Consider the following 15,444-nt stretch of genomic DNA (forward strand, 5'->3'; position numbering starts at 1 on the left):
GCGCCGTTCATGCGCGTTCCAAGGAGTCGGGTTCACCGGCATCTGCTCTGCCGGCAGAGGTCACACGGGGATCCGCCACGGGAGGGAACCGGTCCCCCAGTTCCTCCGGCCGCAGCGGTGTTCCGAAGACACGGTTGGCACCCACCTCACCCTTGACCACCGTCATCGGCTGCACAACGGCGGATTCGCCGATACTGGCACCGCCGAGCACGATGCAGCGAGAGGTGATCCAGGCGCCATCGCCGATCCGGATCGGACTGGTAATCAGTCCCATGTCGCTGCGAACGCGGTGGCTGCCCGTGGTGAGGAACGTTTCCTGGGAAATCACGGCGTCGGCGCCTACGTAAATGTGGTCCTGATTGTGGAACCAGACGCCGTCACCGATCCAGCTGCGCTGACCGATATGCAGTTTCCAGGGTGACTTGACCCGTGTCCGCGGACGGAAGATGACGCCGTCGGCGATGTCTGCGCCGAAGGCCCGCAGCACCGCTATTCGCAGGCGTGAGCTGACCTGCCAGGGGTTCGACACGAATAACAGTTCACAGGCAGACCAGAGGTACACCACTGCCCGCGGCCGGTCCCACGATTCACCGCTGCCAGGTGCCCGGGACAGGTCAATCACCCGGGGACGTCGACGCGGCGGCGGTGCTTTCCCGTCCGCCCCGGGCTCCTGCCCGTCCTGCCGCCGCCGGTCCGCCTGGGGCCCCCGGGAATCCGGCAACATCAGGAAACCTTCCGCAGGAAGCCCCGCGGGGAGGCCGCATGCGCCGGTCGGAGCCGCGGCGCGGCACCGTTCCCCGCATCTGCATCCGCTGGCTCCGGGATTCCGGGAACCGTGGTCCGCAGCACGGCTTCGAACCGATCAGTGATGGGCCTGATTCCAAACCGGGTTTCCGCCAAACCGCGCCCTTTGGCTCCGGCAGCCCGGGCGGCCTCCGGATTCCCGTTCAGCTGGCGCAGCCATCCCACCGCCCCGGCAATCCCGAAGTCAGTGGGCGGACCGACAAACCCGTCTGCGGCCCGGATGTCAGCGGCAGCGGGGTTGTCTTCAGGCATCAGGCCCAGCACGGGCCGGCCCGCCGCCAGGGAGGAGAGCACCTTGCTGGGAATGGAGAACCGGGAGGCCCCCGGCTCCAGGATGGTTACCAGCACGTCAGCAGATCCCAACATATCCGGCAGCTCTGCTGCGGGCTGGAACGGCAGCAGAGTGACCGGAAGCTGCGGTGCCCGGCCCACGTCTTCCCTCAGCATCTCGATGCCGTCCCCTTCCGAGGCCACGATCAGCCGCACCGGCAGGCCGGCGGCCAGTGCCGACCGCAGCAGCCCGGTCAGCAGTAACGGATTGTGTTTGCGGCCCAGCGTTCCTGCGTACAGCAGCCGCAGTTCCGGCCCGTCCGGAAGATGCTGTGCCGCCCAGGCGTTTTTCCGCGGACGGGGCGTGATCTCGTCCAGGGGCGCCCAGTTCGGGATTACCGTCACGTGGTCCGTGGCGAGACCCCAGAGCCGGTACGCCTGACGGAACTCCTCGCCGATCGCCACTACCTGCGTAGCTGACCGCACCACTGCGGCTTCCATGCGCCGCACAAGGCCACGGCCGGCAAGGGCTGCGGGTCCCGGCAGCCGCCGGCTAAGCTCCTCGGCAATGGCGTTGCTGAAGAGATCCTGGTGCCAGAGCAGCCAAGGCTGTTTGCGGCGGGATGCGGCGCGGCGGAAGGCGTCCAGGGTGAAGAGCGGCATATTGCAGGCCACAACGCAGTCGGGGGCTGTAGCCCGAACGTGTTCCTGCCACGCCTGCGCATAGGACCGTTCGAAGCGGATCCGTCCCAGCGGACTGTATTTACGGAACGGCTGCCCTGCGGTCAGCGGTGAAAATGTCAGCCGGTCCGAATCATCCGCTGTCCGTTCCAGCTTCCCCTTCCCGCTGGCATACTGCGTTGAGTACACGTGGTCGACAAAGTGCCCCCGGGCCACCAGCTCGCGCGAGAGCTCTGCGGGGAAGAGATGGCCGGAAAAATCGTGCATCTGGATACGCATAGCTAACCCCTTTGCTTGTTGGCACGTTCCTGAACCCACATGCAGAACCACTCCGGCCCACGGGCCGGTGCGGTCAGGGGCTGCCGGCGCTGACGGGATGGCAGAGCCGCGGCAGACTGCGCCGCTATCCTTCGCGGATCCCGCCGATACTGGTGGCGGCCGCTGATGACGCCGTCACCGGGAACTGGTGATGTCTGCATGGATTCAGCTTTCTTAGCGGTGAGACCAGCCGAAGCCGGAAGGATTTAGTAGGCGCCCACTGGTTTGCGAAGCATCTGTACTGTGCGCCAGAGAATGATGAGGTCACCGGCGAGCGACCAGTTTTCGACGTAGTACAGATCCAGCCGCACCCCGTCCTTCCAATTGAGCTCCGACCGGCCGTTGATCTGCCACATGCCGGTGAGCCCGGGCTTGATGTAGAGGCGCCGATGGACGCGGTTGCCGTACTGGGCCACCTCACGCGGCAACGGGGGCCGCGGGCCGACCAGGGACATGTGGCCCAGAAAGACGTTCCACAGCTGCGGAAGTTCATCGAGCGAATATTTACGCATCCAGCGGCCCACCCGGGTGACGCGCGGATCGTGCTGCATTTTGAACAACACTCCCGAACCCTCGTTCCGGTCCAGCAGGCCGGCCAGGTCATCTTCGGCCGTCTGCACCATGGAACGGAACTTGAGCATCTCGAACACTTCGCCACCGCGGCCTACCCGCTCCTGCCGGAAAATCACCGGTCCGGGGCTGTCCCGGCGCACCAGCACGGCAAGGGTGAGGAATACCGGCACAAGGGCGATCAGGGCCGCGCCGGAAAGCACCACGTCCAGCCCTCGTTTTAGCGTGTGCCGGGCCCCGGAATACTGCGGCAGTTCAACGTGCATCAGCGGCAGGCCCTCAACCGGCCGGGAATGGATTCTAGGGCCTGCAACATTGGTCAGGCCGGTGGTCAGGATGAGCTGCGTCGATGACTCTTCCAGCTCCCAGCCGAGTTCCTGGACATAACGGCTTCCGCCCTTGGTCGGCCCGGCCACAATCACCGCATCAGCCTGAAGCCTGGACACGGCGTCGACCACGGTCTGATCGTCAGAGACCACCGGCAGGCGCGTCCCGTCCACGTCGAGCCATGCCCGTGGCTTCCCGGTCAACGCGACGCCCACCACCTGATAGGCGGCACGGGATTTGGCGTTTATCTGATGGACGACGTACCTCACGTCCCGGGCGCGTCCGAGCACCACCACTTTGAACAGGTAACGCCCCCGCTGCCGCTGAGCCTGCAGCCATTGGCGCAGAAGCCATCGGGAAGAGACCAGGCCGCCGACCCCTGCCAGGAAAACCAGCCCGATGTAGCCCCTGGACACATCAAACTGGAAAACCACCGAGACCAGGGCCAGGACACCCAGGAGGACGACACTGGCATTGATGACGCGCTTGTATTCATCGCTGCCGATGCCGGTAATCCGGGAATCGCGGCTTCTGTAGACGTGCAGGGCCAGCATCCAGGCGCAGCCGACCACGAGGGAAACCACCGGGTATGTGGTCATGAGTGAACCTATGTACAGCGGAGCGGGTGACTGGCCGAACCAGACGAGGTGTCCGGCCAGGGCCGCCCCGAACACCACTACGGCATCCATTGCGGTGATGATGCGGGAGTACTTGCGGTTCCACTCCACGGCGGCGCTGCGCGGTTGCCCCACGCCGCTGAAGGCCCGCCGCGTGGTGAAACTGGGAAAGACGAACGATTCCGCCGGCAATGCAGCCGGGCCCCCGCTGCGGACCTCTGCGCCCCCCGGTGCCGGCGAGTGTGTGCGGAAGTGCCCGGCAACCGGGCTGCCCTTCCGCCGGGGCGGAGCCCGCCGTGTGCCGGCGGAATCTGCACCAGCTGAGGAAGCCAGTGCTTCCAATGCCGGGGCACCCGGCAACAGCCGGGGCTGCATATCAGCACCCATTTCGAGACCGTCATTCCTTCATCTGCGCCAACAGTTATCCAACGGGCATCAATCTAGGAGGAGCGCTGACGCGGGGCACGAGTAACGGGTACTCGGTTGGACCGAGGGCCGTGCCCTGAACTGCTGGCCGTCTACCTGTATTCCTACCCACGTAACGGCATCACCGAGGGGATACCGCGTCGCGGTGGCAAAAGGCTAGAGCAGGGACGCCGTCCGGTGCCCGGGTTCCAGGGCACGGTAAGCCGATTCAAGGTCCGCCCGGCGGCTGATGCCCAGTTTCACGTAGATCCGGTAGACATGCCCCTCCACCGTCCGTTGGGAGAGCGTGAAGTGGCTGGCAATGTCCTTGGTGGTAGCGCCGGACAGCAGGAGGGAGACGATCTCGTGCTCACGTCGGGTGAGTCGGACCAGATGCAGGGACGGACTCAGATACGAAACCGTCACGCCTGCCAGCTCTTCCCGCCGTCGCCGCAGCTGCTGAATCAGCGCACGCTGCCGCCGCAGGTTTCCGTGGTTGCCGTAGAAACGGATGGCATGCCCGATGCTCTCCACCGCTACAAGGTATTTCTGTGCCCGGATCGCATCCTCGGCAGCTGCGACCATCCGGTCCGGGTTGCCGGAGGCGACGGCGACGGCATAGGCGTGCAAGGCCCGGGCTTCGCCGCCGTCAAAATCGGCGGTCAGTTCGGCCAGGCGTTCCACTTGGGTCAGATCGCCAACAGCAAGGCACAGTTCCAGAATGTCCTTCTCTGTGCTGTGCAGTCCGGCGGCCCTGGCCTCCGCGGCGAGTGCGGCAAGCCGGCCCGAGGGTGGAGCCTCGGTCGATTGGGAGGCTTCTGCTGCGGCCGCGTACGCTTGCGCCGTGAGCCACAAATGGCGTGGACCGGTGTATCCGACTTTCCCGACCTCGCTTCCGAAGCCCATCGCGGGGGTTCCGTCAGCCACCACGGTTGCCGCGTAGCCGGCCAGGCCGAGCGCATATGGAAGCAACCTTTCCGGATCGTTTTCCCGCAGGGCTTCGACCGCCGGCCGCAGCTTCCGCAACCCGTCATGGAGCCTGCCGCGGTGAATTTCGAGGGCCGCTTCGAATACGCCCACGCTGCCGCCGAGCAGGGTCAACTGGTGCTGGGGGGCGGTATGCATCCGTGCCAACAGCTGTTCCAGCTGGTTAAACCGGCCGCCATGCAGCATTGCCTGTGCCTGACGGACAAACACGAACCCTGCGTACCCCTGCAGTCCTCCACCGCCCGCATCCAGCATGGCGGCGGCAGCACCGGCCTGCTGAAGGGCCGGCCCCACATCCCCGCACGCGGCCAGGACCTCGGCATAAAGACCGTGGACCAGTACCGCGAGTTCCCCGGAACCCTGCGGGGAATCGTCGCCCGGGAGCGCCGCAAGACGGGTACAGGCCTGTTCGTAATTGCCGTCGAGGATTAGTGCTGACGCGTTGAGGACCTCGGCCGACACCCGTACCTGATCCGCGGCAGCCGGATCGTCCTCGGCCATGGCTGCGGATGCCTTCCATGTGTCCACCAGGGCAGTCAGCCCTTCCCCATTACCGGTGGTCTGGCTAAGCATCAGTGCGCTGGCAAACACCGCCCGGTGATGGGTCAGCCGGTCCAATGCAGCCGTATTGTCTGCGCTCATCCGCTTACCCAAAGCATCGAGGTGGGCACCGGCCAGGCCAAAATTACCCTGTTTGGCGTAGGCAACGGCGAGCTCCACTTCGGCCGCCGCACGGAAGGGCTGGGCGGTTACGGCAGCCGCGAAGCGCTGGGCCCTGGCTGCGTCGCCCATCCCGTTTGCCGCCCGGGCAGCAGCCAGAAGATCCTCCCCGGGCAGGCGTTCACCTCCGTCCAATGCCCATTCAGTCTGCCGAAGCATCGTGCTGATGTCCGCCGGATCCATGGAGCTGTCAGGAGAGCCCAGGGTGTAGCGGTTCAGGACCCTCGCCCGGATTTCCGCGCTGCGGGCGGCCGGCACCAGGCTGCGGATAATTTCCTCATGCAGTGGCTGTACCAAATGGGCGGATTCAGCCCGGTCCGGCAGGATTTCAACGATGCCGTCGATCACCAACGAGCGGACGGCTTCGTCATCGGCCACCGTTGACAGGACGGCGCGGGGCAACCGTTCGGCCAGCGCCAGGGTTTCAAGGACGTTCCTTTCAGCCGGAGTCCGGGACGAGAGCATGCTCTTCACGAGATCGACGAGGGAAGTGTCCAGACAGTCAGGCCTGCCCCTCAGGAACCATGCTCCGTGAGATTCGATCAACCGCTGCTGCCGCTGCGCGCGGGCCAGCAGCTCCTTGATGTACAGCGGATTGCCTCCGGAGATCCGGTTCAACAGCGTGGTGGATGCCTGCAGTACCGGACCACCAAGCACGCTGACGCAGAACTCGTGAACTGCCTCGTGAGACAGTGGGCCCAGATCAATTCGGGACAGCAGTCCGTCCCGGGCCAGGGACAACAGCTCGTGGATCCGTGGGGCCCGTGCCCGGGAAATCACCATGAGCCGGAGCTCGCCGGACATGGCAAGCTGGGTGAGAAGATGGGCGCTTGCTTCATCCAAGTACTGCGCGTTGTCCACCACCAGCAGTGTCTGCAGCCCGTTGGCTTCGGTCAGCCGCTGGAACTGTGCCCTTACGGTCCGCAGCACCGTCAGCGGGGATTCCATCTCCGCCGGGCTGGCTTGGCCGAGATACGTGGACAGAATGCCGTACGGCATCTTGGACAGCACGGGGCTGCCGCAGACGTAGTAAGGAACCAGGATGGATGAGAGGCTTTCGGCTGCCTGCTCGGCAAGGGAGGACTTGCCGATGCCTTCGGCGCCGAGGAGCACGACGCCGCGCAGCCCGGGGTCCAGCAGCCGTCCGGTAATGTCGGCGAGTTCGCGCTCACGTCCGAACAACTGACGATTCTGACCCCAGATTGTCATTTCTTTGCTCCTGCCTGTTCCGCAATGGTGCGCGCCAGTTCCCGCCTGCTGCCAACATGGAGTTTGGAATAGACCTGGTAAAGGTGCCCCTCGACAGTCCTGACCGAGATACCCAGCTCTTCCGCAATTTTTTTATTGCTCGTGCCGCCTGCCGCCTTGCGGGCGATGGACCGTTCCCTGGCCGTGAGCGCCCCGAGGATTTCGTCGGCGGCTTCGGCGGCCGTTTCGGGGCCCGTGGCCCTGCGGCTGCGGTGGATGAAACGGACGGTGGCGCGGTCCCCCGCGCCCGAGGCGATCCCCAGGGCGTGTTCGGAAATTTCCCTGGCCAGCAGCTGATGGCCGGAGGCGCCGGCCATTTCAGAGGCGCGAAGGAGCAGTTGGGCATCCGCGTTGCCCAAGCCCTTCGCATAGCTTTCGCAGAGCGCGGCGAAGTCTCCCTGCAGGCTTGCTGCCACGGTCAGCACCTCATCGAGGCTGTCCGCATCACCCAACCTCATGGCTGTCAGGCGGGCAAGAAGCTCATACGCATACGCGCTCCGCTTGTGATCCTGCGCTGCGAGGAGAGCGAAGCGCCTGCTTGGTGTTTCCGCCCCCAGTGCTGCCTCGGCAAGAGCAGCGAAGTGTCTGGCACCGCGCCGCACTGTCCACGGACCGCCGTCGGCCGCGCCGCGTTGTATCTGCAGGAACTGGCGTGCCTCCTCGAACCGCCCTTCCACAGCGTGGCAGTAGGCTGCTGCCGCTGCCGCCAGGGGCAGGAACGCTGCGGGGCCGCCCACGGCCAGCTGGTCCACTGCCGGAAGCAGAGCGGCGAGCGCCGGTTCGGGCCGGCCGGCGAAAGCGTGCAGCAAGCCCTGTCCCAACTCGGTATACGCGCCCTCCATCCCTGCTGCGGCGGCGGAATCCAGCAACCGTTCGCAGGCGTGCAGCTCCCCGGTAATCAGATAGGTATGCAGCAGCTTGCCCGCCACCCGGGCGTAGGTCCCGGAACTGAGGCCGGCGCCTGGCAACAGCCGCTCCACCTGTCCGGCGAGTTCCACGGCGTCGTCCTGCCGGTTGGTCATGCCCCATGCCTCGCACAGCCAGGCTGAACGGAGGATGCGGAATTCAAAATCCGGGGCGGCAGACTGGACATCCTCGGCATCCAGATAAACCGCATTGTCCAGGAAACGTCCATGAGCGGAGTGGCATTCGGCCCGTGCCAGGATCAGCTCGCGCCTCAGCTCTGTGACGTCACTGCCAGGCTCCAGCCCCAGTGCGGCAACCTCGTTTTCCACTTGGGAGAGCAGGTCTGTGTGGCGCATCCGCGCCGGCTCCGCGGGTGCTGCTGCGGTCCGGGGATCCCGGAGCCCGGTGGCCTCGATGCAGAGCACCCGGCATTCGGCCAGCAGCAGGCGAATCCTGTCCCCGGCGTCGGGAGCTGTCTCGCTCCCCCGGTGACGGGACAGGATACCCAGCGCCGCGCCGTACTCTCCCTGCTCGGTTCGGGCCCGGGCGAGTTCAACCACGGCACCGGTGTTTTCCTCCGTACTGAATGCGGCTGATAACACCCGGACCGCAGTCCCGGGGTTTCCCTCCGTCGTGGCCCGCCGGGCTGCCCGCACTGCCAGTTGCGCCGGCGGCATCTCACCGATGGCCTCGAGCCAGCGTGCCAGGAGCACATCGTCGAGGACGAATCCCTCCACCGTGTTCAGGAAAGGTGCCAGCTCTTCGAAAAGCTGGCGCTGCCTGGCCGGTCCCAGACCGGACCGTAGAGAACTGGCCATAACCGGGCTGCTGATTCTGACGTCGGGTACCGGACGAATATCCAGGGCGACCAGGCTGTGTTCCTGCAGCTCGTCCAGCTCGCTACTGTCCAGCTGCGCCAGGACCACCGGCAGCGGCAGGGATCCTGCCAGGGACAGCAACTGAAGCAGCTGGGTCTGGGCTGCCGTCAAGCCGCTCACGCTGTTGAGCACCGACGACGCAACACGTCCGCCGCGGATGTCCTCACCCGCCACCACAACCCAGCTGCCGTTGTGCATACGCAACCGCCCGGAGTCTTGGAAGTCGGCGGCGGCCAGGGCGAGCAGCTGGGGGTTGCCCCCGGCATAGCCGTGAATCGCCGCGGCGGCGGCCCGGGACATCTTTCCTCCCAGCAGCGAACTGAGGTACGCGGCTGTCTCGAGGATTGTCAGCGGCTCCAGATCCACCCGGGTCAGGATGCCATCCCTCCACAAACCGGTGAATTCCCCGGGAGCCGAGCTGAAGTCCCGAAACGCGACGAGCATGCCGGCGCTGCGGTTGAGGACCATCTGCGTGAGCACCATGGCGGAAAACTCGTCGAGTTCCTCGGCGTTGTCGACCGCCAGGAGTACGGGACGGCCATCGGCACGTTCCTTGATCAGGTCCGTGAGGCCCCGGAGAATCATTACCGGGTGGTTGGAGAGTTCGGGCTCCAGGTCCGAGAGAAGGAACGTCAATGCGCCAAACGGCGTGCGGGCGGCGAACTCGGAACCGCGGACCTGGACCACGAAGGTCCCGTCACCGAGGAACCGCAACGCATGCTGCATCACGGCCGTCTTGCCGATACCGCTTTCCCCCACGAGCACGCATCCGGCACCCTGTGCTGTGCCGGCGAGGGACTGCAGCACTTCTTCGAGCACCCCTTCCCGGCCGACAACGGCGGCACCCGGCGCCGCCGTGGGTGGTGCGTCATAAAGAGTGGAGCCGGCGGCCTCCTGGGGCCCTCCCGGGAGCGGATCAGCGCTCGCGCGGCGGTTACGGGACTGGTGATCGTCATGTAGCTGCACTGTGAGACCTGCTTCTATCGAATGTCGGTGGTGTCCGGTTTCGTCAAATCAGTTCTGCCGGTGAATCACCGGATGGCCGCTGCTACCTGTTGCCGCCCTGCGGACGGGTACAGGCGATGGTGTCCGGCACCAGCGTATTAAGGCATCTGTGGGAGTACATGAGTAGCCGCCCCTAGTTGCACTACTCGGTTACTTGGGAATGGTGTTCCGGGTCCGTGCCGAATTACGTAGGTCCAGAGCATCGATCACCTGGTATGCGGCTGTTCCTCGCACGCCCGCGTACGTATCAGGCCTGCTGCCGATCCGTTTCCAAGCATTCACGCAGTTCCGTGCGTCCGGATACACGTAGCTTTTGGAAGATTCGGCCCAGATGCCAGTCAACAGTCCGTGGCGACAGGTGCAGTGCGATACCCAGATGCGCGCTGCTCCGGCCCGCAGCAGCGCCGAGTGCGAGTTCCCGTTCGAACTCCGAAAGCTCCATCATGCGGTCGGTTACCGAGTTGGCGGCCAGCAGCATCCGGTAGCTGGCATTTTCTATCCGCCGTGCAGCGCGCAGCCCGGCGCGGTCAGAGTGCGCGCGGGCAAGCCGGGCCGACCCACCGGCCGCCTCGTAGGAAACCAGGAACTGGCCCAGCGCCCGTGCCGTTTCCGCAGCGCTCAGCATGCAGGAGGCATCGGATTCGAGAAGACCACAGGCAAGGTCGAGGTACATACTTGCCGCTGCCCCGGTGCACCGGCCCGCTTCCTCTCGAAGCATTTCTGCTGCGCCGCTGCGACCGTGCAACGCGGCCGCCGCCAACGCCGGCAGCCGCACCGCCGTCTCTTCCGCTCCCGGCGGCGGGCAGGCGCGCTGGCTGTCAGGATCCGGTACGCCCGCTGCTTCGTCGGCCATCGACGGCGAACCCTTGGGCGGAACACGTGGTGCGCCCGGATCTTTTGGCACACCACGGGCGCTGCAAAGCCCGGCGAAGCACCGGGTGAGCTTGGCTTCGGCACCGGAACGGTCCTCAGCGGCCGGGGCTTCGCCGGCTGCTGCAGCATCGAGGTACTCCAGCGCCGTCTGCCGGTCCTGCAGCAGGACACACGCGTAGGCCGCAGCAGTTGCTGCCAGCTGTGCCAGTCCGGGCGTTTGCCCCTGGCCGAGTTGGGCGAGCGCCCGCTGCAGGTAATCCAGGGCACGGTCTGCCCGGCCCCCCAGCACATGGAGCATCCCCTCACACAGGTCATTGCTGCCCAGAATCTCCATACCTGCGATGAATGAATCGGTGTGCGCCAGGAGGTCGGCGCCCCGACGCAGTTCACCGCAGCTTAGGAAGACATAGAACACCTCTGAGAGCATGCGTTGCTGCAGTCCGGGGGCTGCACCGTTGATTGCCACCGTGTCCATGCACAGAGAAGCCGCTTCGAGTGCCTCGGACCATTGTCCGCAGTCCGCGAGCTCGCCCGCCGACCGCAGCACAGCCGTGAAACGCGGCCCACCTGGCGGAAATCCCCGGGTCCGCCGTTCAGCGCTGCCCGTTCCGGGCGCTGCCCAGTCTCCCTCGGCGGGTGTTCCGCCACTTCCCCGGGAGGCGGCGGCAGCGGCGAGCCGGGCGCGGATCTGAGCAGCCCGCCGGTGGGGCACCAACGCAGCTGCGGCTTCTGCCAACAGTGGATCCTTCAGCCGCAGCTCGCCCACAGGCCCCCGTGCTTCGATCAGCGCGCTGTCCTCGAGCCGCTCAACCGCTGCCGGGTCAGCCAGGCGCAGCAACAGGTCCAGGGACAGCCCGCCCGTCAGCGCCAGGGTCTCGACCGCCTGCCGTTCAGCGGTGCCCAGCGTGCCGGTTTCCGATTCGACCCGCTCCGTCAACGTTCCGGCGTACGAGACGGTGCCCGTCCATACCCAGATCCCCCGCCGTTTCAGGACTGTCTGAGCCAGGAGCTGTTCTTCGAAAAAGAGGGTGCCCAGCCGCGGGTTCCCCAGGGTGCGTGCCTGCACTTCCATCAGGAGGCGGCTGGAAACCGGTGCGCCGGCGAGGCTCTCGAGCAACAAACGGGTACCGCTTGGCCGCAGCGGTCTCAGATCTTCACGGTGCACGGAATCTGCGGCCCACCAGCGTACGAATTCTTCCGGGCATGCGGACAAGTTGCCGACCGTTGCCAGCATCTGAGCGCGTCCTGCACGGCAAAGCTGCAACAGGATGGCCATGCTCACGGGGTCCAGGTCCTCAGCATGTTCGATCGCCACAACAAGCCGGCGGCCGGCGGCTTTTTCTCCCAGTACACCGCGGACGAACTGGAGCACATAGACAGGGTTTGACAGTGCTTCCGGAGGCAGCTCACTCAGCAGCCAAAAAAGACCGGCGAACGGTTTTTGCGCCATGGACGCGGCTCCGCGCAGGCGCAGGACTGAGTATTCTTCACTGAGTTGCGCCAGGACGCGCGCCAGAGCCGTGGATTTCCCGGTTCCGGCTGCCCCTGCGATCACCACGCTTTTGCCCTGTGTCAGGGCATCCCCGGCTGCTGCGGCAGCACTCTTGATCTGCGGCAGCTGCAGAGAAGGTAACTGCGGAATGGGCATGGTTCGGCTGTCGCGGGTAGCAGTGCGGGCCAGGGGGCGGCCGGCAAGATCCATCGGTGGGCTCCATCTGTCCGCCGGGCCTGAATAGCGCCGGACGCATGTCCGGTTCTAAGCGCTCACGTGGCGATGTATGACACAGCAATACGGAAAACGAACGTCGGAAGAAGAGACAGAAGGAGCCGGCGGCGGCTGGGGGGACGCCCCGGTCTCAGAGGGCATCGACGCCGCCGGCTCCGTATATGGGACTCGGGACACCGGAACGATCTAGCGGTACGGCCTGGCACTGTCTTGCCGTGACTTTCACGGAGCCGTGACATCCGCTGATACCCCCCGACCGCGGATGTTCTTCAAGACCCTGCAGGCAGAACCGATCGGACCGCACCGGCTGAACCCCGAGTAACACTGCCAACCCTATGAAGCGCCCAATAGCTCCGCCCGAGTAAAACCTACTGGTGTTTCCCCGGCAAACTACTCGGGCTGTGACCGGGGCCGCCAGTCTGCCGCGGTCTCCGCCAGGGAAGGAAACCGTGCCTTAAGCTCCTCCCGCCGGCTGATCCCCAGCTTCTCGTATGTCCGGTAGATGTGTCCCTCCACTGTCCTCACGGAAAGATTCAGCTGCCGGGCAATCTCCGCATTGCGGTGGCCCGACGCAACCAGGGCAGCAACGTCGCGTTCGCGGCGGGTCAGTTCGGGCAGCGGGGTGCGTCCGCCGCCCTGCCTGCCAATCTGTCGTTGGATGCGATTCAGCATCGCCCGATCATTACCCTTCCGCGCCAGCCGCAGCGCCTCATACAGACACTGCCGGATCAGCAGCAAATCCATTTCCGCATCCGGGTCTGAAGCTGACGCCAGATCCACGAGGGCAGCGACATCCTGATCGACGACGGCGCGCGCCACTTTGTTCAGTGCGGGAGCCTGGGGTCCTTCCAAACCTTCGGAGACTTTCAGCAGTCGGGCTGCCTCGGAGAAATCACCGATCCGGAAAGAAAGATGCCGCAGGGTAAATTCGACGGCACTGCAGGAGCGGTCCTGCGCCGCATCCGCAGCATCCCGCAGCCGCTGCGTGGAAGCATCGTCTGCAGTCTGTGCTGCCGAGGCGCCGGCGACCATGCCTTCGGCCAGCAGTTGGTATTGAATCGGTCCACGGGGAGGTGAGTTTTCCGCGCTTTCAAGCAACCGCGCCGCGAGCTCCCGCTGTCCAAGCGACCCGGCCGCGAATGACCCGAGAGCCTGTGAGAGACGGAGCAGCCCCTCGGTATCGTGTACCTGTGCTGCCTCGGCTGCTGCGGCAAAGTGCTTGAGGGCCGCGTCCATTGCATTGGTGCGCAATCGAGACATCCCCAGGGCAAAGTCTGCAATTCCAGCCAAATGCAGCAGTGTCTGCTGCACCGGAGAATCTGCCGAGGCTACGCACTCCCGGATTTCCTCCCATTCACCGAGCCAGAGCAGGGCGGCCAGATGGCGGTGCAGGACAAAGGGGGCACAGAGCAGTGAACCGGACGCTTCGGTCTGCAGCAAGGCCACCGCTTCCCTGCTGTGCTCCAGTGCGGACCTGGACCGTCCGGTTGCAATGAGGACCTCCGCGGTCAGCGCCTCAAGGAAAAGAACACTCTCTTGTGCTCCGCCGTCGCGCGCGTGCTGCAGTGCCCCCGCCAGTTCAAGTTCCGCCTCCGCGTAGGCACCGTCCCTGACTTTGCCAAGCAGCAGGAGCATGTCCGCTCCGTCGCGTGCATGGCGGACCTTTTCGGCCGCGGGAATTCCCGGCAAATGTGCAACGGCACGCGTCCATCGGTCCGCCAGACCCGGGATCCAACCGTTTCCTGCGGCAGATCCCATACAAAGAACCGCTGCCACCATCACCGCCTGTTTCAGGCTTTCCAGATCCGGCGCGTTGTCCAGAGTTCCCTCTGCGGCCGTTGCAGCCGCCTCCGTGTCTCCGAGCTGCAGCAGGGCGCGTGACTTCTGGATGCGGGCGTGGACCCGTTGCGGGCCCCCGTCAGCGGCGTCGGCCATCCGCAGGGCCAGGCGCGGGTTGGAGCGGTTATTTGCCGCCTCCGCAGCTCGAAGCAGCACCTCCGCCGGAACCGGCGCACCCAGATCCAGGGACCAGGCGACCCAGCGGAGCAGGCCCTCTGTTCCCGCACACACTCCGGGGAGCGCTCCCTGCAGCTGTTTGTGCAACCGCAGGCTGCGGGCTGCCGGAACCATGCGGCGGATCACCTCGCCGTAAAGCGGATGCATCGGCCTGAGTGCCGTGCGGCCGTCCTCTTCCGTGGCCACCTGAATCAGAAGCAACCCCGCAAGCGTGTCTACGGAACTGTGCATTTTCATTTCAAAGGCGACGGACAAAGGCAGCGGTTCAGCGAGACAAATGAATTCCAGGGCCGTGCGGTCCTCGGGCGACAAACCCCGCAGCTGCGCCTTGACCAGGTCCCCCACCCGTCCCCCCAGGGGAAGCGCGGCGTCCGCCAGAACCCAGATTCCGTGCCGCTGCAGGAGCAGACCGCTGCGCACCGATTCCTCGACCAACGCCAGCAGATACATCGGATTTCCGCCGGTCAGGCGGGCGAATTCAATGGCAGCAGTGGCACTGACCTGCCCTTGGAGTTCCTGTTCGCAAAGCTGCTGCGTTTCAGCTTCGGTGAGTGCCGGCAGCCGGTGACGGCTGAGCTGCCCGTCCCACATGTGCGGCAGTGCCGCGGACACGTCCGCGAAAGCCCGGGTGAGGATGAGCAGGCGGACACGTCCGGCATCCAGCAGCTGGGCAAAGAGATCAAGGCTCGGGCCGTCAATATCGTGGGCATCGTCCACGATGACCACGGGTACTGTGACTCCCGGAGGCTGGCCCGGTTGGCGACGAATACCTAGTTTGCCTGTCAGGGCGCGCATAACGGCGAGCGACGATCCGGTCTGTTCCGGCGCAAGATCTGGCAGCAGGGCAGCGAGCGCACCATAGGGCACGTTCTTAAGAGCCGGGCTGGAGTAGACCCAGTACACAGGGGTTTCGATCTCCAGCACACGCGCAACAGCAGCACCGACGGCGGTCTTGCCCAGGCCTGTTTCGGCCGCGATAACGGCGCCGTGGCCACCCGGCCGGCGGAGGCTCTGGAGCACGGCAGCAAGAACATCGTTCCTGCCTGCCAGTGACCGCGGGTTCGACCCGTGCATTCCTATTCCCCCATCGTCA

General features: G+C 65.5%; 7 protein-coding genes. All 7 read right to left on the reverse strand.

The annotated features are described in order from the left end of the window. Positions 1-7: 7 nt before the first annotated feature. The 7 genes from AC5RTS_RS08005 to AC5RTS_RS08035 all read right to left on the reverse strand — a co-directional run bounded on the left by AC5RTS_RS08005 (position 8) and on the right by AC5RTS_RS08035 (position 15,425). Positions 8-529: an LbetaH domain-containing protein gene (locus tag AC5RTS_RS08005; RefSeq protein ID WP_493991528.1), complete on the reverse strand. Its 522-nt coding sequence runs from the start codon at positions 527-529 to the stop codon at positions 8-10. A 194-nt stretch (positions 530-723) separates the two neighbouring features. Next, positions 724-2,034, reverse strand: a complete 1,311-nt coding sequence (locus AC5RTS_RS08010; RefSeq protein WP_493991529.1) for a glycosyltransferase — start codon at positions 2,032-2,034, stop codon at positions 724-726. A 245-nt stretch (positions 2,035-2,279) separates the two neighbouring features. Continuing rightward, positions 2,280-3,722 (reverse strand): sugar transferase, encoded by a 1,443-nt coding sequence (locus AC5RTS_RS08015; protein ID WP_493991530.1) that lies wholly within the window; start codon positions 3,720-3,722, stop codon positions 2,280-2,282. A gap of 447 nt (positions 3,723-4,169) precedes the next feature. Next, entirely contained in the window at positions 4,170-6,908 is a 2,739-nt protein-coding gene (locus AC5RTS_RS08020) for a helix-turn-helix transcriptional regulator (protein ID WP_493991531.1), read from the reverse strand. Beyond that, positions 6,905-9,697 (reverse strand): helix-turn-helix transcriptional regulator, encoded by a 2,793-nt coding sequence (locus tag AC5RTS_RS08025; RefSeq protein ID WP_493991532.1) that lies wholly within the window; start codon positions 9,695-9,697, stop codon positions 6,905-6,907. The genes AC5RTS_RS08020 and AC5RTS_RS08025 overlap by 4 nt, the downstream gene beginning before the upstream one ends. Positions 9,698-9,983: 286 nt before the next feature. After that, positions 9,984-12,311, reverse strand: coding sequence for a LuxR C-terminal-related transcriptional regulator (locus AC5RTS_RS08030; protein WP_493991533.1), 2,328 nt, complete (start codon positions 12,309-12,311; stop codon positions 9,984-9,986). 414 nt (positions 12,312-12,725) lie between these two features. Further along, positions 12,726-15,425 (reverse strand): helix-turn-helix transcriptional regulator, encoded by a 2,700-nt coding sequence (locus tag AC5RTS_RS08035; RefSeq protein WP_493991534.1) that lies wholly within the window; start codon positions 15,423-15,425, stop codon positions 12,726-12,728. Positions 15,426-15,444 lie beyond the last annotated feature (19 nt).

Source organism: Arthrobacter sp. MDT1-49-2 (genome assembly GCF_059090185.1).

Bases quoted from the DNA above. Each gene is read 5' to 3' on its own strand.
- AC5RTS_RS08010 (WP_493991529.1), bottom strand. From the start codon at position 2,034: ATGCGTATCCAGATGCACGATTTTTCCGGCCATCTCTTCCCCGCAGAG.
- AC5RTS_RS08020 (WP_493991531.1), bottom strand. From the start codon at position 6,908: ATGACAATCTGGGGTCAGAATCGTCAGTTGTTCGGACGTGAGCGCGAA.
- AC5RTS_RS08030 (WP_493991533.1), bottom strand. From the start codon at position 12,311: ATGGATCTTGCCGGCCGCCCCCTGGCCCGCACTGCTACCCGCGACAGC.
- AC5RTS_RS08035 (WP_493991534.1), bottom strand. From the start codon at position 15,425: ATGCACGGGTCGAACCCGCGGTCACTGGCAGGCAGGAACGATGTTCTT.